Source organism: Rhizobium sp. TBD182 (genome assembly GCF_001950375.1).
Lineage (GTDB): Bacteria > Pseudomonadota > Alphaproteobacteria > Rhizobiales > Rhizobiaceae > Agrobacterium > Agrobacterium tumefaciens.
Genome location: NZ_BDLN01000006.1, coordinates 83115 through 107223, shown reverse-complemented (window position 1 = coordinate 107223; position 24109 = coordinate 83115). Strand labels below are relative to the sequence as shown.

At 58.8% G+C, this 24109-nt stretch carries 22 protein-coding genes; 5 read left to right on the top strand and 17 right to left on the bottom strand.

The features are described from left to right. Positions 1-86: 86 nt before the first annotated feature. From T18_RS18270 to T18_RS18190, 17 genes are all read right to left on the bottom strand, one after another. On the bottom strand, positions 87-845 hold the full coding sequence (locus tag T18_RS18270) for an aspartate/glutamate racemase family protein (protein WP_038493729.1): 759 nt from the start codon (positions 843-845) through the stop codon (positions 87-89). A gap of 14 nt (positions 846-859) precedes the next feature. Then, positions 860-1675 (bottom strand): ABC transporter permease, encoded by an 816-nt coding sequence (locus tag T18_RS18265; protein WP_003517782.1) that lies wholly within the window; start codon positions 1673-1675, stop codon positions 860-862. 3 nt (positions 1676-1678) lie between these two features. Further along, positions 1679-2590, bottom strand: a complete 912-nt coding sequence (locus T18_RS18260; protein ID WP_038493733.1) for an ABC transporter permease — start codon at positions 2588-2590, stop codon at positions 1679-1681. A 75-nt stretch (positions 2591-2665) separates the two neighbouring features. Next, positions 2666-3955, bottom strand: a complete 1290-nt coding sequence (locus tag T18_RS18255) for an ABC transporter substrate-binding protein (RefSeq protein ID WP_003517786.1) — start codon at positions 3953-3955, stop codon at positions 2666-2668. Positions 3956-3985: 30 nt separating this feature from the next. After that, entirely contained in the window at positions 3986-5071 is a 1086-nt protein-coding gene (locus T18_RS18250) for an ABC transporter ATP-binding protein (RefSeq protein ID WP_038493737.1), read from the bottom strand. Between the two features lie 313 nt (positions 5072-5384). Further along, positions 5385-6110 (bottom strand): amino acid ABC transporter ATP-binding protein, encoded by a 726-nt coding sequence (locus tag T18_RS18245; RefSeq protein WP_019566431.1) that lies wholly within the window; start codon positions 6108-6110, stop codon positions 5385-5387. After that, positions 6088-6747, bottom strand: coding sequence for an amino acid ABC transporter permease (locus T18_RS18240; RefSeq protein ID WP_019566432.1), 660 nt, complete (start codon positions 6745-6747; stop codon positions 6088-6090). Before T18_RS18240 ends, T18_RS18245 begins: the two co-directional genes overlap by 23 nt. Continuing rightward, complete coding sequence (locus T18_RS18235; RefSeq protein ID WP_038493740.1) at positions 6744-7415, bottom strand: amino acid ABC transporter permease; 672 nt, start codon at positions 7413-7415, stop codon at positions 6744-6746. Before T18_RS18235 ends, T18_RS18240 begins: the two co-directional genes overlap by 4 nt. Positions 7416-7487: 72 nt before the next feature. After that, entirely contained in the window at positions 7488-8273 is a 786-nt protein-coding gene (locus T18_RS18230; RefSeq protein ID WP_003517795.1) for a transporter substrate-binding domain-containing protein, read from the bottom strand. Next, positions 8270-9022: a GntR family transcriptional regulator gene (locus T18_RS18225; RefSeq protein ID WP_003517798.1), complete on the bottom strand. Its 753-nt coding sequence runs from the start codon at positions 9020-9022 to the stop codon at positions 8270-8272. The genes T18_RS18230 and T18_RS18225 overlap by 4 nt, the downstream gene beginning before the upstream one ends. A 166-nt stretch (positions 9023-9188) precedes the next feature. After that, the gene (locus T18_RS18220; RefSeq protein ID WP_038493743.1) at positions 9189-10169 is read right to left on the bottom strand and encodes a 3'-5' exonuclease; all 981 of its coding nucleotides are present in this window, start codon (positions 10167-10169) and stop codon (positions 9189-9191) included. 199 nt (positions 10170-10368) lie between these two features. Next, the gene (locus T18_RS18215; RefSeq protein ID WP_038493746.1) at positions 10369-12168 is read right to left on the bottom strand and encodes an NAD(P)/FAD-dependent oxidoreductase; all 1800 of its coding nucleotides are present in this window, start codon (positions 12166-12168) and stop codon (positions 10369-10371) included. 66 nt (positions 12169-12234) lie between these two features. After that, a complete protein-coding gene (locus tag T18_RS18210; protein ID WP_038493749.1) occupies positions 12235-13308 on the bottom strand; it encodes a 2,3-butanediol dehydrogenase in 1074 nt (357 codons plus the stop codon). A gap of 176 nt (positions 13309-13484) precedes the next feature. Next, positions 13485-15359 carry a sigma-54-dependent Fis family transcriptional regulator gene (locus T18_RS18205; protein ID WP_038493752.1) on the bottom strand — a complete coding sequence of 625 codons (1875 nt, stop codon included), beginning with the start codon at positions 15357-15359 and terminating at the stop codon, positions 13485-13487. Positions 15360-15468: 109 nt separating this feature from the next. Beyond that, positions 15469-15882, bottom strand: coding sequence for a hypothetical protein (locus tag T18_RS18200; protein ID WP_038493755.1), 414 nt, complete (start codon positions 15880-15882; stop codon positions 15469-15471). A 147-nt stretch (positions 15883-16029) separates the two neighbouring features. After that, positions 16030-16923, bottom strand: a complete 894-nt coding sequence (locus tag T18_RS18195; RefSeq protein ID WP_038493758.1) for a lytic transglycosylase domain-containing protein — start codon at positions 16921-16923, stop codon at positions 16030-16032. A gap of 196 nt (positions 16924-17119) precedes the next feature. Beyond that, positions 17120-18904, bottom strand: a complete 1785-nt coding sequence (locus tag T18_RS18190; protein ID WP_003517811.1) for a methyl-accepting chemotaxis protein — start codon at positions 18902-18904, stop codon at positions 17120-17122. A 445-nt stretch (positions 18905-19349) separates the two neighbouring features. Here T18_RS18190 and T18_RS18180 point away from each other — a divergent pair, with 445 nt between their 5' ends. The 5 genes from T18_RS18180 to ugpC all read left to right on the top strand — a co-directional run. Beyond that, the gene (locus T18_RS18180; protein WP_025595986.1) at positions 19350-19823 is read left to right on the top strand and encodes a VOC family protein; all 474 of its coding nucleotides are present in this window, start codon (positions 19350-19352) and stop codon (positions 19821-19823) included. Positions 19824-20083: 260 nt separating this feature from the next. Then, a complete protein-coding gene (locus T18_RS18175; protein ID WP_003517816.1) occupies positions 20084-21427 on the top strand; it encodes an extracellular solute-binding protein in 1344 nt (447 codons plus the stop codon). 75 nt (positions 21428-21502) lie between these two features. Continuing rightward, positions 21503-22393 carry a carbohydrate ABC transporter permease gene (locus T18_RS18170; protein ID WP_035199309.1) on the top strand — a complete coding sequence of 297 codons (891 nt, stop codon included), beginning with the start codon at positions 21503-21505 and terminating at the stop codon, positions 22391-22393. 10 nt (positions 22394-22403) lie between these two features. Beyond that, entirely contained in the window at positions 22404-23291 is an 888-nt protein-coding gene (locus T18_RS18165) for an ABC transporter permease subunit (RefSeq protein ID WP_038493768.1), read from the top strand. Positions 23292-23332: 41 nt separating this feature from the next. Beyond that, on the top strand, positions 23333-24109 hold a 777-nt coding region (gene ugpC, locus T18_RS18160; protein WP_323455240.1), incomplete at its 3' end, for a sn-glycerol-3-phosphate ABC transporter ATP-binding protein UgpC.

The window sequence follows — 24109 nt, the reverse complement described above, 5'->3', positions numbered from 1 at the left end:
CAAAATCCGTCGCCGATTTCTGGGAAATATTCGCGTGCATTTTACGGCAGACCGCGTCACCGCCCGAACACATTGGAACGGCTGTTTCAACCGTCCACAGATACCCCGGCAAGCCTGTCCGGCCCGAACGCTTCAAGCAATCCGCGATAGGGCTTGGCGAGTGGCGTGGCGTAGGCGCCGCGCTTGGCGGTCGAAAGCCCCATCGATACCAGCGATTCTGCCTGTTTCACCGCCGCAGCGACGCCATCGATAACAGGCACGCCGAATTCGCTGCGCAACTCGGCGGTGAGATCCGCCATACCGGCGCAGCCAAGCACAATCGCTTCGGCGCGATCTTGACGCAGGGCCAGTGAAATCTCCTCCCGCAGCCTCTCCCTGGCATTTGATGCCGGATCTTCCAGCGACAGGACGGGAATATCGGCGGCACGCACATTGCAGCGGGCAGACATGCCATAACGGTGAACGAGATGTTCGAGCGGCAGCCGCGAACGCTCCATCGTCGTAACGATCGTAAACCTCTGCGCGATGAATGCCGTGGCTGAAACCGCCGCTTCGCAAATCCCAATTACGGGTATGTCGGCGAGCGCGCGGGCCGCATCGAGCCCGGTGTCGTCGAAACAGGCGATGACGGCTGCCCTGGCACCAAGCGTCGGCGCCTTGGCAAGCTCGAGCAGCAGGCCGGGTACCGCGAAAACCTCATCGTAATATCCTTCGATGGAGACAGGCCCCATGGAAGAGGTCACTGCCAGGATTTCCGTATCGCAACTGGCCGCCCGCGTCGCCGCGTCGGCGATCGTCGCCGTCATGGATTGCGTCGTATTCGGATTAATGACGAGGATGCGCATGTTCTGTTTTTTCATCAACGCGAATGGCGACGGTTCAGAGTAACGATCAGGCCAAGCGTGGCCGCAATAACCAGGAAGGAGAAAAGGGTCGTGACGGCTCCGAGCGCGTAAAGCACTGGCGTCGTGACGTTGGTGGTCATGCCGTAGATTTCCAGCGGCAGGGTGTTGTAGGTGCCTGACGTCATCAGCGTACGGGCAAATTCGTCATAGGAAAGCGTAAAGCCGAACAGGCCGACGCCTATCAGGCTCGGTGCAATCATCGGCAGCACCACATGGGCAAAGGTCTGCCAGGCGGATGCCCCGAGATCGCGGGCGGCTTCTTCATAGGATGGAGAAAAGCGGTTGAAAACCGCCAGCATGATGAGCACGCCGAATGGCAGCGTCCAGGTCAGGTGCGCGCCAAATGCTGATGTATACCATGAAGGTTCCAGCCCAAGTTGTTGGAAAAGAACGCCGATACCGAGTGATATGATGATCGATGGCACCACGAGGCTTGCGACGGAAAGATAGAATAGCGGCGTCGCGCCGATGAATTTGCGCCGGAAAGCGAGACCCGCCAAAAGCGAGACGAGCACCGTGACGACCATGACCATAACGCCAAGCCCGAAGGAACGGCGGAACGAGCCGCCAAAATCGCCGACCGCCTGCTGTTCGAAAAGATTGCCGAACCAGTGCAGCGAAACGCCGTTGAGTGGAAAGGTCAGTCCGCCATTCGGCCCCTGAAAGGCAAGGATGAGGATCGCCGACAGCGGGCCGTAGAGGAACAGCACGAAGAGCAGAAAAAAGAAGGCGAGGACATAGAATTCACGGCCGCGTTTTTCCGAATGCATGGGTCACAGCTCCTTGCGGATATCGACGATGCGCAGGATGCCCGCGACCATCAGAAGAACGAGGATGAGCAGGATGACGGCATTTGCGGCCGCCGCGGGATATTGCAGCAGCGACATCTGGTTCTTCATCATCAGTGCCACCGACGCGCTCTGCCCGCCGGACATCACCTGAACCGTGGAGAAATCGGCCATGACAAGCGTCACGACAAAGATGCTGCCGATCGCCATGCCCGGTTTGGCAAGCGGAATGATAACGTTCCAGAGGGTCTGCCAGTCAGTCGCCCCGGCATCGCGCGCCGCTTCGATCAGCGATTTATCGATGCGCATCAGCGTGTTGAAGATGGGTGTGACCATGAAAAGCGTATAAAGATGCACCATGGCCAGCACCACGGCAAAATCCGAATAGAGCAGCCATTCGATTGGCGCAGGTACGATGCCGGCGCTGACCAGCGCGCTGTTGACCAGCCCGTTGCGCCCGAGAACGGGAATCCAGGAAATCATGCGGATGATGTTGGAAGTCAGGAAAGGCACGGTGCAGACGAGGAACAGAACCATCTGCATGGTGGTGGTGCGGATATGAAAAGCGAGGAAATAAGCGACCCAGAAACCGCAGAACAGCGTGATCGCCCAGACGATGGCGGCGAATTTCAGCGTGTTGATATAGGTTTGCCACGTGACCCAGGAACCGAGCGTCTCGGTATAGTTGAAGGTCACGAAACCCGGATACATCTGGGCAAAATCATAATCCCAGAAACTGACGACGGCGATCATGACGATCGGTAAAAGCAGGAAAAAGCCGAGGATCAGGAAAAGCGGTGTGGCCTGAATATAGGACACAAGCTTCTGCGGCAGGGCGAAGCTGCGGGACGGCTTGTCCTTTTTTTCGCTCACGCCGATGAATCTGACTGTCGCCAAGGCTTTTCTCCTGCTGGCTGCCTGTGAAAGAGAGGCCGCGTCGGCGCGGCCTCATGTCTGCGAAAGGCGAGAAGATCAGGCCGCGATGAACTCGTTCCAGCGACGAACCATGTAGCGGTCCTCGTCCATGACGGAGTTCCAGCAGGCGACCTTGCCCATGCGCTCCTGGAACGAACCGCCGTCGCGCACTGCACCGGCCTTTTCCATGACCTTGCCATCAGGCGCGATGATATCGCCCTGCGCGGGCTTGCCTTCGACCCAGTAGCCCCACTCGTCGGCCGACATATGTTCCTTGGCCGTATCCATGGCGGCGGAGTAATAGCCCTGACGATTGAGGTAGGCGCCGACCCAGCCGGAGGTGTACCAGTTGATATACTCATAGGCCGCATCCAGCTTGGCACCGGAGAGGTGCTTGGCAAGGCCAAGGCCGCCGCCCCACGAGCGATAACCTTCCTTGAGCGGCTGGTATTTGCAGGCGATGCCCTTGGAGCGAACGGCGGCGACGGCGGGCGACCACATGGACTGGATCACGACTTCACCCGACGCCATGAGGTTGACGCTTTCATCGAAGCTCTTCCAGAAGGCACGGAATTGGCCGTCCTTCTTGGCCTTGATGAGGAAGTCGATGGTCTTGTCGATCTCCTCCTTCGTCATGTTGCCCTTGTCGGCATATTTGATGTTGCCCATGGCTTCCATGATCATCGCCGCATCCATGATGCCGATGGAGGGGATGTTGAGGATAGAGGCCTTGCCCTTGAACTTGGGGTCCATGATATCGGCCCAGCTGGTGATATCGCGGCCGACGAGATCGGGGCGAATGCCGAGCGTATCGGCATTGTAGATGGTCGGAACCATGGTGAAATAATCGGTTTCGCTTTTCGCAAACTTCTTGTCGCCGGGCTTTTCGACGAAACCGACCGTGTGCGGGGCGGTACCCTGGGCCACAACGCTATCGGGCGTCAGCTTGCCGTTTTTAAACAGCGGAACGATCTTGTCGTAATATTTCAGCTTCTTGATTTCCATTGGCTGAATGACACCCGCCGGGTAGACCTTCTTCAGGATCCAGTATTCGATATCGGCGATATCGTAGGAGTTCGGCTGGGTCACGGCGCGCTGCGCGGCCGCATCCGAATCCGTCGCCGTCATCTCCAGTGTGATACCGAGATCAGCCTTGCACTTTTCGGCAATCGCATTGAGGTTCGAAACACCCGTGCCGAACTGGCGGATCGTGATCGGGTTCTGCGCCCATATGGTCGGGAAACCGGTGACAAGGCCGGAGCCGATGGCCGCGCCTGTTGCGGCGGCACCTGCTTTTAGAAGGCCGCGGCGGGACAGGCCCTTGTTGCTGTTGGAGTTGTCGGTCATTTCAAAGTTCTCCTCTGGTTATTTTTGGGGTCACTTCTCTACCCGGCCGAGCACGACGGCATCGGCCGCATTCCATGAAAGCGGTATGGCGTCGCCGGTCTTTACCGGCTTTTCGAAGAAGGCGACGTCGCTGAGGATGGCGTTGAAATCCTCAATGCCCGCGCCGGTCACGGCGATCTTCACGCTTGCACCGCGATATTCGACATTCGAGACGATACCGGTAAAACCGAAACCGGGTTGATCCGCCTCGCCGACGCGCACACGGTCGGTACGAACGGCGATATCGACCGCGCCGTCATCCGGGGCAACGCCGCCTGCCGTGAAGGTGCCGCCGCCTGCAACCTCCAGCGTGACGAGATCGCCGTTCTTTTCCTTGAACCGACCGGAAATGACATTGTGATCGCCCATGAAGCGGGCGACGAAAGCGGTAGCCGGGCGCTCAAACAACTCGCGCGGCGTCGCTGCCTGCTCGATGCGGCCATCATTCATGACGACGATGACGTCGGCCAGCGCCATTGCCTCTTCCTGACTGTGTGTGACGTGAACAAAGGTGATGCCGAGCGAGGTTTGCAGCTTCTTCAGCTCGGCCCGCATACGGATCTTGAGGAAAGGATCGAGTGCTGAAAGCGGCTCATCCAGCAGCAACGCCTCGGGGTCGGTGATAAGCGCGCGAGCCAACGCCACGCGCTGCTGCTGCCCGCCGGAAAGCTGGGCCGGGCGCCGGGTGGCATAGGGTTCGAGCTGCATCAGCCGCAGCATCTCCAGCGCCTTGGCGCGGCGCGCTTCCTTGTCCACCCCCTTCATCTTGAGGCTGAAGGCAACGTTGTCGACGAGATCGAGATGCGGAAACAGCGCATAGGACTGGAACATCATTGCCGTGCCGCGTTTGGCGGGCGGCAGATCGGTGACGACCACATTGCCAAGCCTGACATCGCCGCTTGAAATGCTTTCGTGGCCGGCGATCATTCGCAGTGTCGAGGTCTTGCCGCAGCCCGAAGGACCGAGCAGGCAGCAGTAACTTCCTGCCGGTATCTTGAGGCTTATGGCATGCACCGCGGTGGTGTTGCCATAAATCTTGGAAACGGAAGCGATGTCGATTGCTGCGGCTTTGCTCATGAACACTCTCCTGCGACGTCTTTGTCATGCAGGAGCCGTGCCAATCGGCTTTGTCATTGATATAAAAAGGGAATTTCGATGTGTCCGCCAGTCCCGCCACCGGCCTGCTCAAATTTACATCGATTGTTTTCGATTTGGTGCGGAAATTGTATGCGATCTGAGCGACCGACAGGGAAACATAAAATCGGGAAAAGAGTGCCATCGAAACGAACTGGCTGACACTACTGGAATAGCGGACATTTTCCCGGCAAACACAACACAAAGGCTACTGCCGACGCACGCACCGCTCCGGTCGCGTGCGTCGGTACTGTGCTTAAATCATGCCAAGGAACTGCTTGAGTTCCGGCGTCTGGGGATTGGCAAAAACATCTTCCGGCGGCCCGATTTCGTGAACGCGGCCCTGATGCATGAAGACAACGCGCGAGCAGACGTCGCGGGCAAACTTCATTTCATGCGTCACCATCAGCAGCGTCATGCCTTCCTTTGCCAGTTCGCGCACGACGGCCAGCACCTCAGACACGAGTTCGGGGTCGAGCGCCGAGGTAATCTCGTCACAGAGAAGGGCGATAGGCTGCATGGCAAGGGCGCGGGCAATCGCCACGCGCTGCTGCTGGCCGCCGGACAGTTCATCCGGATAGGCATCGAACTTGTGCGCCAGCCCGACACGCTCCAGCATCCTGCGCGCCGTCACCTCGGCCTCCGGCTTGGTGACCTTTTTCACCACCATCTGCGAAAGCATGACATTGCCGCCGGCCGTCAGATGCGGAAAGAGGTTGAATTGCTGGAAGATCATGCCGACCTTCAGCCGCAATGCCTTCAGATGCAGCTCATCGTCCAGCAACTGCGCACCTGCCACCTGGATCGAGCCGGCGCTGATCGTCTCCAGTCCGTTGATGCAGCGAAGCAGCGTCGATTTTCCAGAGCCGCTTTTGCCGATGATGGCGATCACCTCGCCGGGTTCGACATCCAGATTTATGCCCTTCAGCACCTCATTGTCGCCAAAGCTCTTGTGGACTTCAGTGATTTCGATGAGCGACATTGAGCTTCCTTTCTAGGAACTGGCTGGATTTCGACAGCGGCCAGCAGAGGGCGAAATAGATGAGAGCAACCAGGCCATAGACGGTGAAGGGCTGGAAGGTGGCATTGGTGACGATCGTGCCGGCCTTGGACAGTTCAACGAAACCGATGATGGAGGTGAGTGCTGTGCCCTTGACGACCTGCACGGAAAAACCGACCGTTGGCGGAATGGCGATCTTCAGCGCCTGCGGCAGGATGACGTAGCGCATCTGTTGCAGGCGGCCCATGGCAAGGCTGGCGGACGCCTCCCACTGGCCCTTCGCAATCGCCTCAACGCAGCCGCGCCAGATTTCCGCAAGGAAGGCAGCGGTCCAGAGGATAAGCGCCACGCCAGCCGCAAGCCAGGCCGGAACATCGACCCCGAGGAGACCGAGGCCGAAAAAAGCGATGAAAAGCTGCATCAGCAGCGGGGTGCCCTGAAAGACTTCGATATAGATGCGGGCAGCGCGGTTCAAAGCCCGGCGCGGGCTGATGCGCAACCACAAAAGCACGATGCCCACCATACCGCCGCCGATGAAGGAAACGAGCGATAGCAACAGCGTCCAGCGGGTGGAGAGCAGCAGGTTGCGCAGAATGTCCCAAAAGGTGAATTCAGTCATCGTGGCGCCCTCCTCGGGAAAAGAAAGCTGCCGAGCGCCAGCATGCCCTGCCGCAACAGGATGGCGAGCAGCAGGTAGATGACGGTTGACAGGATGTAGGCTTCGAAGGCGCGGAACGTGCGCGACTGGATGAAGTTCGCCGCAAAGGTCAGGTCTTCCACCGCAATCTGCGAAACGACGGCCGAGCCGAGCATGACGATCACCACTTGCGAGGAAAGCGCCGGCCAGATGCGTTGCAGCGAGGGTGTGAGCACCACATGGCGAAACGTTTCGAAGCGCGTCATGGCAAGGCTCGCGCCCGCCTCGAACTGGCCCTTCGGCGTCGCCTGAATACCGGCGCGGATGATCTCGCAACTATAGGCGCCCAGATTGACGATCATCGCCAGATTGGCCGCGGTCAGCTCTGTAAGCTTGAAACCAAGCGATGGCAGGCCAAAGAAGATGAAAAACAACTGGATCAGAAAAGGCGTATTGCGGATGAGCTCCACATAGGTGCCGACGATGGGCTTCAACCATGAAGGTCCGAGCGCCCGGGCCCAGGCGCAGGCGATGCCAAGTGAAACGCCGACCACGCCGCCGACCAGCGTGAGTTGGCTGGTAATGGCGATGCCTTTGGCAATTTGTGGCCAATATTCGCCAAGCCACAGGAAATCAAATTGATAGCTCAAGAAACAGTCCCCTTGCGCCGGTGGAGAAAGGCGTCATCCCGGCGGATCCGGGATGACCATGGCAAACGATGATCAAAGGTCTTTCGGCAGATCCTGGCCAAGCCACTTAGTGGCGATCGCATTCAGCGAGCCGTCGGCCTTGGCCGCAGCTACGGTGGCGTTAACCTTTTCCAGTAAGGCCGGCTCGTTCTTGTTGAGGCCGATGTAGCAGGGAGAGTTCTTGATGAGGAACTTCAATTCCGGACGCTTCGGGGGGTTCTTGGCGAGGATGGCGGCTGCAACCACGTTGCCGGTCGCGACAACTTCCACCTGGCCCGAAAGGAAGGCCGAGATGGTGCCGTTATTGTCCTCGTAACGCTTGATGGTGGCGTCCGAAGGCGCGACCTTCGTCAGTTCCAGGTCCTCGACGGCACCGCGCGTGACGGCGATGGTCTTGCCCTTGAGGTCTTCGGCCTTGGAGATCGCGACATCGGCCGGGCCGAAAACGCCGTTGAAGAAAGGCGCGTAAGCATCAGAGAAATCAATAACTTTTTCACGATCTGGATTCTTGCCGAGGCTGGAGATAACGAGATCGACCTTATTGGTCTGGAGATAGGGAACACGGTTGGCACTGGTGACCGGGACGAGTTCCACCTTCACGCCCAGCTTGTCGGCGATCATCTTGGCCATGTCGATGTCATAGCCCTGCGGGGTCATATCAGCAGCAACGCTGCCGAAGGGCGGGAAATCCTGCGGTACGGCCACACGCAGCGTGCCGCGTGCGGTGATGTCGGCAAGGGCATCCGCCTTGGCGGGCGCGGAAAGACCAAAGGCGGCAGCCATGGCGGCGGCAGCGATGAGGGTCCGTCTGAAGATCATATGTCATTCTCCTTGTGTTGATTGTGTTGCATGTGAATTTTATCCGGATCGCCGCCATTCATTTCCGGTAGGGCGAGCGACCGGCGAAGGCCGGCGAGAGGATCGGGGCGTCGTGTGAGGTCGAGGCCGGTTTCCACTTCGTCCAGATGCTCGATGGAAAGCTCCGCCGCCCTCACGAAATCGCCCGCAGCCATCGCGTCGAAGATACGGCAATGCCCCTCATGGGACTGGAGGGCATGAAACTCCGACTGGTAGAGCATGGAGATCAGAATTGTCCGGGCGGTCAGATCGCGTAGCAGCTCGATGAGCACGGCATTGCCGCAAAGCTCGGCGATGCGGATATGAAAATCGCCCATGAGGCAGGTAAGGCGCTGGCGGTCACCTGCGGCTATCGCGACTTTCTCTTCCTCAAGATGCGCGACGAGGACCTTGCGCCCCTCCTCCGACAGCATCCGCATGCTGCGAAGCAATCCGGATTCGATAATCCGCCGCGCCTCATAGATGGTCATCGCCTCCTCGGCGGAGGGCTCGACGACGAACCACCCTCGCCGCGCGCTGACATGGACGATGCCACGTGTTTCCAGCCGCATCATCGCCTCCCGTACCCGCGTACGTGAAACGGAGAAGAGTCCAGCCAGCTGATTTTCGCTGAGCCGCGTGCCCGGCCGGATGCGCGCCGAAAGAATGCCGGAAACGATGGCTTCTTCGATGTTTATCTGACGGTCCTGCTTGGTATGTAAATCTTGCATACAAGACTGAAAGCAAAGCCCGTGCCAGAACAGATATTGTTTTAAAATCAAAATGCCGCGAAAAAGCTCGCGCCTACTCGCTCAAATTTTGAGCAAGAAAATCGACAAACACCAAAAAAAACGCAGAGCTGTGCAAACTTGACGGTACGGCCGTCGCGGTTTCTTTCTAGCCGGCTTTGAACCGGTCGAATGCCGTCAGATACTTGACCGTGGGATCGGCGTCCCAGCGGTAAATTTCGGTTCGGAGGAAATGCAGCTCTTCTTCGAGCTTTTCCTCCGCCAGTTCCACCCACCAGGATTTCGGCCGGCCATCGGAACCATCAGACCAGCGATAGCCCCGCTTTTTCAGATGATCCTTCATGTCGAACGGGCTGTTCTCCGCGTAAATGCGAACCCGGGAGTGCTGGCTGGCTTCATGGAGTTCCATGAAGGGCGTCCCGCTTTGGCCGGCGCGTACCTGTTCCAGCACCTCCAGCAGAGCGAAACAATCGTCGACTGCTCGGTGGCCGTCATGGAAATAGCCGGATTGCCCGATGAGGTAGGCGAGCTTGCTGCCCTCAAAACCCCAACCACTCCAGTCAATCTCAGAAACGGAGCAGGCCCAGGCCTTATTGCGGAAGATCGGCGAGAAGGCCTCACAAAACGGACGATCGAAGCCGGCATTGTGGGCAATGATCAGATCAGCACCTTCAACAAGGGAGGTCAGCCGGTCGATGTCTATCGTCTGTCCGGCAACCATTTCATCGGTGATACCCGTCAGGCGCGTGATTTCTTCCGGAATGGAAGTGCTCGGCTGTCGCAGACCGCCATAGACCCCGGTGACATCCCCGATCGTGCCCTGATCGTCGAATGTGAAGGTAATGACGCCGATTTCGATGATCTCATCGGTTCGATGGTTGAGGCCCGTGGTCTCGGTGTCGAGGATCACGCCCTGACGTGGAAACCCCGGTCGCGGCTGCTCGCAGATCGCTCGCGGCTGCAACTTGCGCAGGACGCGGTAATTGCCTGTGGATTCGAGATATTCGACCAAGGCCTCATCATCAGGAACCGATTTCTGCATCGTTTCACGACCACCCGCTTTTCGCCCGCGCTCAGCCTGAGGAAGCCGCACCGTCGCGGAAGCAAAAAAATCCAACTGGGAGGTCATTGTTCTTCTGTCCGCTTTGGCCGGAAATCGATATTGAGTTTTCCAACATATGCGCAGAGGCTCACACTAACAACAGCGGTTGCCGTGATCCACAGAAACCGGGCGGCGTCCGTTTGGCATTGCCCGCATTGGATTCAGAAAAGGGGCGGAATGTTCCGCCCCCTTTCTGCATTACCTTTATCGATCGAAATACCCGTGGTCAGCGTGTGTGGTGAACCGGTTGCAATGCATAGACAGGTGTAGGAAGCCCCTCCATGCGCGCCTTCAACTGCAAGGCGAGATATTGCGAATAATGCCGCGACTGGTGCAGGTTGCCGCCGTGGAACCACAGCGCCTCCTGCTGCGTCGGCTTCCACATGTTGCGCTGCTCGCCTTCCCACGGCCCCGGGTCTTTCGGCGTATCCGAACCGAGACCCCAGACCTTGCCGACCCTGTCGGCCGTTTCCTGATCGATGAGATCGGCGACCCAGCCATTCATCGAACCATATCCCGTCGCATAGACAATGACGTCAGCAGGGATCTCCTTGCCGTCAGCGAGCTTGATCGAATTTTCGGTGATCTCGTCCACCTGACCGGCGGCAAGCTTCACCTTGCCGTCGATGATCAGCTGCGAGGCGCCGATATCAATATAATAACCGGAGCCGCGCCGCAGGTACTTCATGAAGAGGCCCGAGCCATCCGCACCCCAGTCTAGCTGGAACCCGGCTTTTTCCAGTGCGGCGTAAAAATCAGCGTCGCGCTCCCTCATCTTGTCGTAAAGCGGGATCTGGAACTCATGCATGATCCGGTAGGGCAGCGACGCGAAGATGAGATCGGCCTTCGCCGTCGTCACCCCATTCGCCAACGCCTGTTCGGAATAGAGCGCACCGAGCCCTATATCCATCAGCGTATCGGATTTGACGATATGGGTCGTCGAGCGCTGGATCATGGTCACATCGACACCCGCTTCGTGGAGTGCGGCGCAGATATCATGGGCCGAATTGTTGGAACCGATCACGGCGACCTTCTTGCCCTTGTACCCATCCGGCCCCGGATGCTGCGAGGAATGGTGCTGATCGCCGTTGAAGCGCTCGCGCCCCTTGAAATCCGGAATATTAGCCTTGCCGGACATGCCGGTGGCAAAGACCAGTTGCTTTGGCCGGAGCACGACTTCCTCGCCATCGCGATCGACGACGATCGACCATTCCTTCGCCGCCTCGTCCCACTTGGCGGATTGGGCAGTGGAGCGGGTCCAGTAGTTCAGTTCCATCACCTTCGTGTAGAATTCGAGCCAGTCACCGATTTTGTCCTTGGGAGCAAAGACCGGCCAGTTCTTCGGAAAATCGATGTAAGGCAGATGGTCGTACCAGACCGGGTCATGCAGGCAGAGCGACTTGTAGCGCTTGCGCCAGCTATCACCCGGCCGCTCGTTCTTTTCGAGTATGATCGTCGGCACGCCGAGCTGGCGCAACCGGGCACCGAGCGCGATGCCGCCCTGCCCACCGCCGATGATGACGGTATAGGGCTGCTTGTCATAACCGAGCGTGCGCGCTTCCTCCTCGCGCTCCTCCATCCAGGTTTTGGCACCAAGGTTCTGGCCGTGCCTTGCGCCGAGCGGGCGGGTGAAGCCCGATTTTTCCTCATGGCCCTTCAGTTCGGAAAGCGCCGTCAGCAGCGTCCATATCTGCCCGTTCCTGAAGCGCACGAGGCCGTAGCCGCGCCCTGTCGCCGTCTCGAAGGTGATCCAGCTTTCAAGCACACCATCCGCCTCCGTTGCCTCCTCGCCGGTAGCGATGCGCCAGTTTGTGGGTCTGGCCGTCGAAAGCTGCGCCTGCAGCATGTCGCGCACCTGATCGCGACCTTCAACGGTCTTGATGTTCCAGGTAAAGGCAACGAGGTCGCGCCAGTAGCAATCCTCGGCAAACAGATTAACGGCATCATCGATGCGGCCAGCTTCGAGTGCTGCCCCGAACGTATCGAGAAGCGCCTGAAGGCGGGTGGTGGGGGTCTTGTCGAGCATGTATTCCTCCTCCTGCTCAATGTGGAAACGGGACGGCTCCTCAACCGCCCCGCACTTCAAATCGGCCTATCGCGACAGGTCGATCAGGATCTTCAGATGCTTGCCGGCCGGGTCGAGCAGCTGGTCGAACCCTTCCGTGACCGCCTCGCTGAGTGAGACGTTTTTGGTAACGATCCGGCTCGCCGGGATCTGGCCGCTGGCGATCAGCCGGGCAACACGCGGCCAGTAGTGAGTCGGATAGGCCCAGGAGCCGCGGATATCGATGTCCTTGAAGGTCACGTCGAACCAGTTCAGCGGGTTTTCGCCGGGGTGGAGGCCGGTCTGCACCACAACGCCCTGCTTGCGCACGGCATCGGCGCAGTTCTTCAGCGCATATTCATTGCCGACGCATTCGATGGCGACATCGCAGCCAACATTGCCTTCGGTCTCGGCGCGGATGACATCGCCCACTTTTTCCGTCTTGGGATTGATCGTGCGCACCTCGCCAAGCGCCGCCCGCGCCAGCGCCAGACGCGTGTCGTTGAGATCGGAAAGAAATATCTGCGAGGCACCGGCCGCCCTGGCCGCCATGGCGACGAGAATGCCGATCGGCCCGGCACCGGTCACAAGCACGCTGCTGCCGGCCGTGACACCGCCACGGTCGCAGGCATAAACCGCGACTGCCGTCGGCTCGATGAGGGCCGCTTCCTGATCGGAGAGCGCATCGGGTATCGGCTGGACGTTATAGTCGTTGAGAAGAGCGGCCTGCGCCATGCCGCCGGAATGCCAGGACAGACCGGCGAGAGCGAGATTTGTGCTCAGGTGATAAAGACCGCGATCAGCATAATAGTCGCCATGGCGCGGCATGATGAGCGGCTGGATCGATACCCGGTCGCCGGGCTTTACATGGCTAACGCCCTCGCCTACGGCCTTTACGACACCGCCGAATTCATGACCGAGAATTTGCGGCCCGTGCGCGCCGGTGAAAGGATGCGGCTCCTTCGGCACGAAGATCGGGCCATAGGCATATTCGTGCAGGTCCGTGCCGCAGATGCCGCAGAACTTGTTTTCGACGAGCACCTCACCCGAACCGGGCTCGGGCGGCATATCCACATCCTCGATGCGTAGGTCCTTGGCGGCGTGAAAGCGCAGTGCTTTCATTGCATTTCCTCCTGTAGTTCTTGCACAGAAAGATCAGCAAGCGGCATGCCAGAATGGCTTGCGCCATATCTTGACGTATTTTCAATTGGTTACAAATTCAGCTCTGAGGCTCGCCGGCAGAATGCAACAGGTTCCGTGCAACAGGTGTTGCAATGGACGCACCGGTTCGGACGCAGTCAATTCAGGCGTTTGAGACGGCGGTGAATGGTGGAGCGGTTGACGCCGAGGCTTCGCGCCAGCGCCGAGACGTTGTTGCCGCAGTCCTTCAGCGCCCGGCGCAGATCGTCGTCATCGCGCAATGCATCATCGGTGGCGACTTCGGCAAAAAGGTGTTCAGGCAGGCAACCCGGATCGATCTTGCCGCCATCGGAAAGCGCGGCTGCAACCCGCAATGCATTGAAGAGTTCGCGCAGATTGCCCGGCCAGTCATGGTCAAGCAGAATTGCCCGTGCCGCCTTATCGATCCTGTAGGTCTCGCCGTTTTCCTTCTCGATGCGGCGGAGAAACTGATCGATCAGCCAGCCGAGATCCTCGCGCTCCCGCAGCGCCGGCAGCGTCACCGTTGCGGCGTTCAGGCGATAATAGAGGTCCTGCCGGAAACGGCCTTCCTTCACCAGTTCGACAAGATCGCGGTGCGATGCGGACAGTACTCTCAGACGCACCGGCTTGGCTTTCAATGCGCCAACCGGCTGCACCTCGTTTTCCGAAAGCACGCGCAGCAGGCGGCTTTGAAGAGAAAGCGGCATGTCGCCAATCTCATCCAGGAACAAAGTGCCGCCACTTGCCTCCTCGATGAGACCGCGCTTGCCTTTCTGGCTGGCGCCGGTGAAGGCACCTGGCGTATAGCCGAACAATTCGGATTCGATCAGATGCTCCGGGATTGCCGCACAATTGACGGCGACGAAATTACCGTCGCTGTTGCAGCTGTCATGGATCGCCCGTGCCAGATATTCCTTGCCGCTGCCCGTCTCACCCTGAATGAGGATGGGAATATCGCGGGCGGCAAGCTTTGCTGCCCGCGCCTGCACCTTTTCCATCGCCGGATCGCCGTTGCTCATGTCCCTCAGCGCTCGCGGCAAGCGTGGCTCTGGCGTGACAGGAGCGCGAATGCTGACGGCGGGCGCGATCGCGCTGGCAAAAAGCACCAGACCGTTGCGGGCGCGCAAAAGCCGCTCGCCATTCGGCCGCCCGCGCATGAAGCGCGGCAGGTCGTCCACATCGATATCGAAGACCGAGGAAATCGGCTGGCCGAGAAAATCGCGGGTGGCAAGGCCGTGCATGTTCATGGAGCGCGCCAGCGCCCCGAAGCCACCATGGGTCATGCCGGTGATACGTCCGCTGCCATCAAGGGCGATCGCCGCATCGGGATCGACGTCAAGAAACTCAGGTGAACGGGCAAGACGCAACACCCAGTCATTGCGGGTGCGGGTCATGAGATTGGCAAGCTCGATGCGCCGCGCGGTGGAGGCAACGAGATGCAGCGCCAGTTGCTGGCTGGCCTTGGCCGTCGGCGAGCGCAACTGGGAAATGTCGAGCACGGCGGTGAGATCGCCGAGCGTATCGAAGACGGGCGCCGCAGTGCAGGTCAGCCCGATATGGCTGGTATCGAAATGGTCATCCTGATGGATGATCACCGGCTCGCCGGAAACGAGGCAGGCGCCAACAGCGCAGGTGCCGGCCCGGTTTTCCGACCATTCCGAGCCAAGGTAAAGCCCCGCCCTCCGCAACTGGTTGTCGAAGGTCGGGTCGCCCATGAAATCGACGGTAACGCCGCGCGCATCCGACAGCAGCAGGACGTAATTCTGCTCGGCAATCTGGTTGAACAGGGCTTCGAGACCGGAGCGGCCGATACGGATGAGCTCCTCGGCCTGCTCGCGATGCTCCCGAAGCTTCAGCTCGGGCACGATATAGGCTTCCTGCGCAATCGTTGGGTCGAGCTTGTAGTCATTGAGGCAGCGCAGCCAGGACTGGATGACCGGCGTATCACGCGGGCTGACCGCGCCCATGCCGACACGTTCGATCTCCCGTATATGCGACAGCGTCGATACCATGCACGCATCCTCCGGCACGGATGGTCGCATATTAGGAGATCGCCCACAATCCACCTCTTACGGTGGTTCGGTCGTTCGAAGCGATGCAACAGTCGCGAATGCGACCGTCTCAGGTGTTTGGGCGATTGATAATGTTCTCGCAATTGGCCGGATTGCCGATGATTTCGCTGGTCTTGATGGTGGAAGCGGGATCCGCGGTGATCTTGATGATGCAGTCGCGGCGATGCTCCTTGATCTTCATGCCTTCCGTTTCCGATATCCGCACCTGCCCGTTCAAGGTGCGGATTTCCCGCTTGTTGGAGAGGCCGGCATAGGTCTCAACATCCACCTTCAGCCAATAGGATTCCGTCGCGCCCTTTTCGATGACCACCTTGTTAGGACGGCCAAGTCTGGCGATAGCCGCATCCAGGGGTTGGCCCACGAGGCTCGCCACCGTTCGCGATGCGTCCGTCTGCCCGGTCGTGGCGCACCCAGAAATGGCGGCCAGCACGCCGACCAGACACCCCGTTTCAAGCCATCTCATTTTCAGTTTTCTTCCCTCACAGAATACCATCAGCCGACACGTTCCGTCGTCAGCGTTGCAATCTAGGCTCGATAATTTTGCTCTGAAAGGAGGTGCGACCCAGATGCTGATCAACTTGTTATGATCGACAGGGTCATACAGCTGTTCTCATCTGTTGCGGAACACGGTGCAGGGAATGCCGGCCTGGCGGATTTCGCCGCAAAGCTCGTTGGCTTGGGCGCGTGTATCGCGGCCGATGCGGGCGGCATAACGCGGGCGCGAACCGAAATTGCCGCCTCGCTGCCGCACGATCAAAGCCCGCTCGGCATTAAGCGACCCGGATAGTTGGCCAATGGCGCGGGTAAAAAGCCGGTTCGCCACCGCCGGATTATAATGCGCGGCAAGCTGCACGCCCCAGGGCGCCCAGTCGGCCGACGAGATGAGGACAGGATCGTTCATCGTTCGCGTATCGGCCAGACGCAGACAGGCATCGATGAAGGAGCGGGTCTCATCCAATGCCGGGGCCGCCTTTTCCGGCGGATTGTCCTTCCATTTCTCAACCGGATATCCCGTTATCGCAAACACATAATCCCGGGTTTCCGTCGGCAGCCGACCGGTCGCGATAAAATTCCGCAATCCCGCCTCGCCCGCATTATAAGCTGCGGCGGCGAGACCGAAATTGCCAAACTGCGTATTCAGCTCGGACAGATACCGGGAAGAGGCCTCGAGTGCGGCGATTATGTTGAAGCTGTCTTTGAGACCGCGCAGCTTTGCGGTTCCAGGCATGAACTGCGCTATGCCTTCCGCGCCCTTCGGGCTGACCGCATTGGCCCGGAACAGGCTTTCCCGCCAGATGAGCCGGGCGAAATAATCCGGCGGAACGGCGTGGCGCCCGGCCAGAACCTCGATGGCGTGACACAGGTCGTTATTGTAGCTTTCGACACGGATGCACAATTCCGGCGCGACATCATGGGTGTAGGTGCAGGAGACTTTGCCATCGGCCTTCTCCTCGGCCCCGCTCGTGCCACTGGCAAGCGCCAGCAACCACAGAGCAAGACCCACGCAGCGTGTCGATATCCCCGCCAAGCAAAACTCCCCGCAAATCCCACGCCCGATACGCCGATTATCAGGCATTCTGCAAGATATGCCCAGACCTACGGCTCTTCTTCAATGGAAGCTTCGGTTTGGGCCTTGCCGAGGCTTCCATGCGTCCAGAATAAAAGTCGCATTTCCGCGTCGGCAAGGCCATCTTGTGTGCTTAAAAGTCCTGCCAATCCTCATGTTCGACGGCAACTGCAGCGGAACCGCGCACCGCAAGCGGGCGGGATGCCGGGCGACGCGGAGTGGCAAAGGTAGCCTGCTGCTCGAAGCCGCTCCGCGACGACGATGTCGAGTGCGATGCGTCATCGAACCGGAATTGCCCTAGAAGCTCAAACAACGCTGCCGCTTCCCGTGCAAGGCTGTGGCTGGCAGCCGTCTGCTCCTCAACCATCGCGGCATTCTGCTGCGTTCCCTGGTCAACGGTGTTGACTGCCTGATTTATCTCGGCGAGCGCGGTCGACTGTTCGCGCGCGGCATCGACGATCGCTACGACATTGGTGTTGATGTCGCGCACCTGTTCCGCGATTTCCTGCAAGGCAGAGCCCGCTTTGGTAACAAGGCCAACGCCGTTTTCAACCTGCGTGCCAGACGCGTTGATCAGGCTCTTGATTTCCTTTGCGGCCGTCGCCGAGCGTTGCGCAAGTTCGCGAACTTCCTGCGCAACCACGGCAAAACCCTTGCCTGCTTCGCCTGCGCGGGCAGCTTCCACGCCTGCATTCAGCGCAAGCAGATTGGTCTGAAAGGCAATCTCGTCGATAACGCCGATAATATTCGAAATCTCACGCGACGATTTTTCGATCTGGTCCATGGCACTGATCGCATCGCGCACAACCTGACCTGAATGTTCGGCGTGGTCGCGGGCACGGCCGACGATTTTTCCAGCCTCTTCCGCCCGGCGGCTTGAATCATTGACGGTGGTGGTGATCTCCTCGAGGGCCGCAGCCGTCTCCTCGATAGAGGCGGCCTGCTGTTCCGTACGTCTGGCGAGATCGTCGGCCGCGGATCTTATTTCATTCGACCCCGAAGAAATGGCGCCGGCATTTTCAGAGACCAGCGTCATGGCCTTCTTGAGCTTTTTCGAGGCAGCGTTGAAGTCGGACCGCAATCTTTCAAGCGAGGGGATAAAGGGTTTATCGATGCTCTGCGAAAGATCACCGTCAGCCAGATTGGTCAGGGACTGCGCGAGCTTTTCGACATTTTCAACACGTCCGGTCACGTCGGTGGCAAATTTGACAACCTTGAACACCTTGCCGGACAAATCGAAGATCGGATTATAGGAGGCCTGAATGAAAACCTTACGACCGCCCTTGCCAAGCCGCATGAATTCATCCGCCACCAGATCGCCGCCAGCAAGCCTTTTCCAGAATTGCGCATATTGCGGGGACTGTGTGTAGGCGGGTTCGCAGAACATCGAATGATGCCTTCCCTGCACCTCGGCGAGCGAATAGCCGAGCGCCGCCAGAAAATTCTCGTTGGCCGTCAGGACCTCGCCGTTCGGAGAGAACTCGATGATGGCCTGCGCCCGCGACAGGGCGTCGATCTTGCCCGCATCTTCCGCCGCCTTCAGCTTGCGCTCGGTAATATCCGTGGCGATCTTGACCACTTTCACCGGCTTGCCGCGACGGTACACCGGATTATAGGAGGCCTCGATCCAGACTTCCCTGCCACCCTTGCCAATGCGCTTGTACTGCCGCTGATCGAACTGGCCGGCCGAAAGCTTTGACCAGAAGGCCTTGTAGTCCTGCGATGACACGACTTCAGGTTCAACGAACATGCTGTGATGTCTGCCGACTATTTCCGCCAGCTCGTAACCGAGCGCACGACAGAAATTCTCGTTGGCGGCGAGAATCTTTCCGGCCATATCAAATTCGATGATGGCTTGAGATTTGGAGAGCGCGGCAAGAACCGCGAAAGCATTGGCACCACGATCAAGAAAACTCACGCGCGATCCTCCGATGGCAGCTGGACAGTTTCTACTGAAAATCGTTCACCAACAATATGATTACATTATTAAATAATATTTAAGGATAATCTTGACGTTGATCACGCGAGTTGATGGTACGGGCGAAATTTGGGCAATACGCGTCTTCCTGCCGCAATAATCTGCATATTAGGTCAAGCACGCGCTTCACGTTACAAAGAGACATTGTTTCATATTTATTCTTCAGAACGGGCGCGGCTGGGCCCGGCATATGATGCCTATCACCGAAGGGTGAGGCGCTGGATTTAAATATCCATGCGCGTCGCGTTTGATCATCGCGCCGGCACCGTCATGACGCACAACCTTTATTCCTTTGCAAAATTGCACCTTCCCGCCTCCTTTCGGAACGATCGGCGCATGGCGACATTGTTTACCGAATGGGGCTTTCTTTTGGGAGGAACACGCCGTGAAGAAGAACATGATCTGCATCTGGTACGATAGGGATGCCGAGGCCGCAGCCAGATTTTATGCCGAGACCTTTCCCGACAGTACCGTCAATTCCGTCTATCGGGCGCCGGGCGATTACCCCTCCGGCAAGGAGGGGGACGTGCTGATGGTGGAATTCACGGTGGCAGGCGTCTCTTGTATCGGCCTCAACGGTGGGCCGACATTCAAGCACACCGAGGCTTTCTCGTTCCAGATTTCGACGGAGGATCAGGAAGAGACGGACCGATACTGGAATGCCATCGTCGGCAACGGCGGAGAAGAAAGTGCCTGCGGCTGGTGCAAGGACCGATGGGGAATCTCCTGGCAGATCACCCCGCGGGTGTTGATGGAAGCAATGTCTGCCGGCGGCGCCGAGGCCAAACGTGCCTTCGCGGCAATGATGGATATGAAGAAAATCGACGTCGCCACCATCGAAGCGGCACGTCGAGGTTGATGCTAACAAGTCATTCAGCGACAAGTAGCGAAGAAAGACATTTTAAGTAAAGAACTGAAAAGCAACGGAAAATCAGATAAAACCCGTTTATCTGATTTTCCCTGGACGCCTATGCGTACCTGTATCTTCACTCATCACAAAACGTTCAACAAAGTGTAAGCGATCCGTCAAAGACGGCTGCTAGCAGAGCCCGTGGCTTCGTGTTGGGGACGTGACGTCCTCGCCGGTCATGCCATTACTCCATCAACGGGGCTCAACTTATGAAATCTTCCGCTCTGACCTCTTTCGTGGCAGGCGTTGCCATTGCCGCCGCCTTCGGCGCCACGGCTGCCCACGCAGAAAAGACCAAATTCGAATTCTGGCACGGCCTTTCCGGCGATCTCGGCGACCGCGTTCAGGAAACCTGCAAGAAGTTCAACGACTCCCAGGCTGAATTCGAAATCGTCTGCACGTCGCAGAACGACTACGACGCCACGCTGCAGAACACCATTGCCGCCTACCGCGCCAAGAAGCAGCCCGCCATTACCCAGATCTACGATGCCGGCACGCTGGACATGATGTTGTCCAAGGCTTTCGTTCCCGCCAAGAAGCTGATGGCCGACAACGGCTACAAAATCGACTGGAACAACTATTTCCCCGGCATTGCCAATTATTATGCAACGGCTGACGGCGAGCTGAACTCCTTCCCCTACAACTCCTCCACTGCGGTCTTCTATTACAATGTCACCGCTTTCGAAAAAGCCGGCATCACCTTCAAGCCCGACACATGGGAACAGGTTGAAGAAGCCGCCCGGAAGCTCAAGACGGCCGGTTTCGAATGCCCGCTGGCCTTTAATTTCGACACCTGGATGCTGATGGAACAGTTCTCTGCCATCCACAACCAGCCAATCGCCACCAAGGGCAACGGTTATCAGGGCCTCGACGCCGAACTGACGATCAACAAGACGAAGTTCGTTGATCAGGTCAAATTCTTCAAGAAGATGCAGGACGAGAAGCTGTTCGTCGTCAAGACCAAGCAGCTCGGCATGGACATCCTGCCCGCTTTCACCTCGCAGACCTGCCAGATGTTCATGTCCTCGATTGCCGGCCATGGCACCGTCGGCAAGACCATGCCTGAGGGCGTGAAGTGGGACGTCGCCATGCTGCCGATCTGGAAGGGCACCGAGCGCCACAACTCGCTGGTTGGCGGCGCTTCGCTTTGGGTCATGGCTGGTCGTCCGGAAGCTGAATACAAGGGTGCGGCCGCATTCCTGAACTTCATCGCGCAGCCTGATATGGTTGAGTGGTGGTCAACTGTTACCGGCTACATCCCGGTCACCAAGACCGGCTTCGACGCCATGAAGGCCAACGGCTTCTACGACAAGGCGCCCTACAAGGGCCGTGAAAAGGCAATCGAAAGCCTCACGTTTACGCCGCCTTCCGAATATACCCGCGGCATCCGCCTCGGCGGCTTCACGCAGATCCGCAAGGAAGTCTCGACCTCGCTCGAAGCCATCTTCATGCAGAACGCCGATATTCAGACCGAACTCGACAAGGCTGTCGAGCGCTCGAATGCCGGCCTGCGCCGCTTCGAAAAGACCTATGCCGGCGCCAAGCTGAACTAAGCGGTCCTTTTCGCCTGGGTTTGCCCGTCTCCGCGCGGGCAAACCCTTAATGCCATTTTCTGTTTCGGATATTTCATGGAAAAGCGCGCCGTTTTCAAAAGCACATGGTTGCCGCTGCTGTTCGCATTGCCGCAGCTGGCACTGATCCTCCTGTTCTTCTACTGGCCCGTGGCGGCGGTGATCAACTGGGCCTTCACCCTCCAGCCGCCCTTCGGCGGCGCGGCAGAATTCGTTGGTTTTGCCAATTTCCAGGAAGTCTTCTCTGATCCATTCTACTGGCATTCCGTTACCGTCAGCCTGATCTTCGCGACCGTCGGCCCCTTCGTCGCCATCCTCATCGGCCTCACCCTGGCGCTCTCCGTCGACCGCCAGCTTCCCGGCTCCGGATTTTTCCGGGTTCTGTATATCCTGCCCTTCGCCATCGCAGGTCCCGCCGCAGGCATGGCCTTCCGCTTCATCCTGTCGCCGGAACGCGGGTTGGCCGCTTCACTCAACGCCGCCTGGCCAGATATCTGGAACCCGGCGAAATACGGCGAACATGCACTGACGCTCGTCATCGCCATCTTTATCTGGAAATGGGCGGGCTACACCTTCATCTTCCTGTTTGCCGGCCTGCAATCCGTACCCCGTTCGCTGACGGAAGCTGCGGCGATGGATGGCTCCGGCCCGATCCGCCGCGCTATAGACATTCAGGTGCCGTTGCTCGCACCTACGCTGTTCTTCCTGATGGTGACGATGATGACCGAGGGTTTCGTCGGCCAGGACACGTTCGGCATCGTGCATTCGCTGACGGCGGGCGGCCCCAACCGCGCCACCGATGTGATGGTTTACCGCATCGTCACCGAGGCCTTCGAAGGGCTGAACTATTCCGGCGCCTCGGCACAAACCATCGTCCTCATCGGCCTCATCATGGTCTTCACCTTCATCCAGTTCCGCTTCATCGAGCGGCGCGTCCATTACAAGTGAGGCCTGAGAGATGATACAGCGCACGCCCTATGCCGACGCCTTTACCTACGTGGTCATGGTCGCGGGACTTCTGCTTCTTATCGGCCCCTTCATCGTGGTATTGGCAGGCGCCAGCCAGACGGTGCAGCAGGTGAATCACACGCCCTTCAGCTTCATGCCGCAGGGCGAGCTTTTCAAAAATCTCAGCACCGCCTGGAACCGCGCCAATCTGGGCAACGCCATGTTCAACAGCCTGGTGATGGCCTCGCTCGTCACAGCGGGCAAGGTAGCCCTTTCCGCTCTGACCGCCTTCGCCATCGTGTTTTTCCGCTCGCCGCTGAAACACCTGTTTTTCTGGTCCGTCTTCATCACGCTGATGCTGCCGCTCGAAATTCGCGCCGTTCCGACCTATGCCGTGGCAGCGGATGTGTTCCAGCCGTTCCGTTACCTTATAGCGCTGGTGAGCGGTGTCGAAGTCAACGTCGAATGGAACCTGCTGAATTCCTATGCGGGCCTGTCGCTGCCGCTTGTCGCCACGGCCACCGGCACCTTTCTCTACCGGCAGTTTTTCATGACCCTGCCTGATGAACTTGCGGAGGCGGCGCGCATGGATGGCTCCGGCCCCGTGCGTTTCTTTTTCGACGTGCTGCTGCCGCTCTCGCGCACCAACATGCTGGCCCTAACCACCATTCTCTTCGTCTCCTCGTGGAACCAGTATCTGTGGCCGCTGCTGATGGTCACCGACCCCTCCTACAAGACGGTGATGATGTCGTTGCGTGCCCTTTTGCCTTCGGAGGACGGCACGCCGGACTGGAACGTCACGCTTGCCGGTTCCCTCATCATCATCATGCCGCCGCTTCTCGTCGTGGCGTTCCTGCAACGCTGGTTCGTGCGCGGTCTCGTGTCATCCGACAAGTGACGACGCGACGCGTGGCTCTCAACAACAAGGTTCTTAATATCATGGCTCAGATCGATATTCGGCAGGTCCGCAAATCCTATGGCAAGACCCCGACCCTGCACGGCGTGGATCTCACTTTCGAAACCGGCGAATTCGTCGTCATCCTCGGCCCCTCGGGCTGCGGCAAGTCCACACTTCTGCGAATGATCGCCGGGCTGGAGGATATCACGTCAGGTGAAATCGCCATTGGCGGGCGCGTCGTCAACACGCTGGAGCCGCGCGAGCGCGGTTGCGCCATGGTGTTCCAGAACTACGCGCTTTATCCGCATATGACGGTATCAGGCAATATCGGTTATGCGCTGAAGGTCGCAGGCGTTCCCAAGGCTGAGCGCCTGCGCCGCATCGAGGAAACGGCCAAGATCGTTGGCCTTTCCGACTATCTCGAACGCAAGCCTGCCGCCCTTTCCGGTGGCCAGCGCCAGCGCGTGGCCATGGCCCGCGCAATCATCCGCGAACCGCAGGTATTCCTGTTCGATGAACCGCTGTCCAACCTCGATGCAAAGCTGCGTGTGACGATGCGCGCCGAAATCCGCAAACTGCACCAGCGCCTGTCGGCCACCTCCGTCTTCGTCACCCATGATCAGGTGGAAGCCATGACGCTGGCCGACCGGCTGGTGGTGATGAACAAGGGCAATGTGGAGCAGGTCGGTCATCCGCTCGATATCTATCACCGCCCCGCCAGCACCTTCGTAGCCTCCTTCATCGGCTCACCGGCGATGAACCTGTTCAACACGCGGGTGGAGGTCGAATCTCCATCCGTCATGCTGGGCGGCCAGCCG

Excerpts from the sequence above, each read along its gene's own strand:
- T18_RS18270 (WP_038493729.1), bottom strand. The coding sequence starts at position 845 with ATGCGCATCCTCGTCATTAATCCGAATACGACGCAATCCATGACGGCG.
- T18_RS18265 (WP_003517782.1), bottom strand. The coding sequence starts at position 1,675 with ATGCATTCGGAAAAACGCGGCCGTGAATTCTATGTCCTCGCCTTCTTT.
- T18_RS18255 (WP_003517786.1), bottom strand. The coding sequence starts at position 3,955 with ATGACCGACAACTCCAACAGCAACAAGGGCCTGTCCCGCCGCGGCCTT.
- T18_RS18250 (WP_038493737.1), bottom strand. The coding sequence starts at position 5,071 with ATGAGCAAAGCCGCAGCAATCGACATCGCTTCCGTTTCCAAGATTTAT.
- T18_RS18245 (WP_019566431.1), bottom strand. The coding sequence starts at position 6,110 with ATGTCGCTCATCGAAATCACTGAAGTCCACAAGAGCTTTGGCGACAAT.
- T18_RS18240 (WP_019566432.1), bottom strand. The coding sequence starts at position 6,747 with ATGACTGAATTCACCTTTTGGGACATTCTGCGCAACCTGCTGCTCTCC.
- T18_RS18230 (WP_003517795.1), bottom strand. The coding sequence starts at position 8,273 with ATGATCTTCAGACGGACCCTCATCGCTGCCGCCGCCATGGCTGCCGCC.
- T18_RS18225 (WP_003517798.1), bottom strand. The coding sequence starts at position 9,022 with ATGCAAGATTTACATACCAAGCAGGACCGTCAGATAAACATCGAAGAA.
- T18_RS18220 (WP_038493743.1), bottom strand. The coding sequence starts at position 10,169 with ATGACCTCCCAGTTGGATTTTTTTGCTTCCGCGACGGTGCGGCTTCCT.
- T18_RS18215 (WP_038493746.1), bottom strand. The coding sequence starts at position 12,168 with ATGCTCGACAAGACCCCCACCACCCGCCTTCAGGCGCTTCTCGATACG.
- T18_RS18210 (WP_038493749.1), bottom strand. The coding sequence starts at position 13,308 with ATGAAAGCACTGCGCTTTCACGCCGCCAAGGACCTACGCATCGAGGAT.
- T18_RS18205 (WP_038493752.1), bottom strand. The coding sequence starts at position 15,359 with ATGGTATCGACGCTGTCGCATATACGGGAGATCGAACGTGTCGGCATG.
- T18_RS18200 (WP_038493755.1), bottom strand. The coding sequence starts at position 15,882 with ATGAGATGGCTTGAAACGGGGTGTCTGGTCGGCGTGCTGGCCGCCATT.
- T18_RS18175 (WP_003517816.1), top strand. The coding sequence starts at position 20,084 with ATGAAATCTTCCGCTCTGACCTCTTTCGTGGCAGGCGTTGCCATTGCC.
- T18_RS18170 (WP_035199309.1), top strand. The coding sequence starts at position 21,503 with ATGGAAAAGCGCGCCGTTTTCAAAAGCACATGGTTGCCGCTGCTGTTC.
- T18_RS18165 (WP_038493768.1), top strand. The coding sequence starts at position 22,404 with ATGATACAGCGCACGCCCTATGCCGACGCCTTTACCTACGTGGTCATG.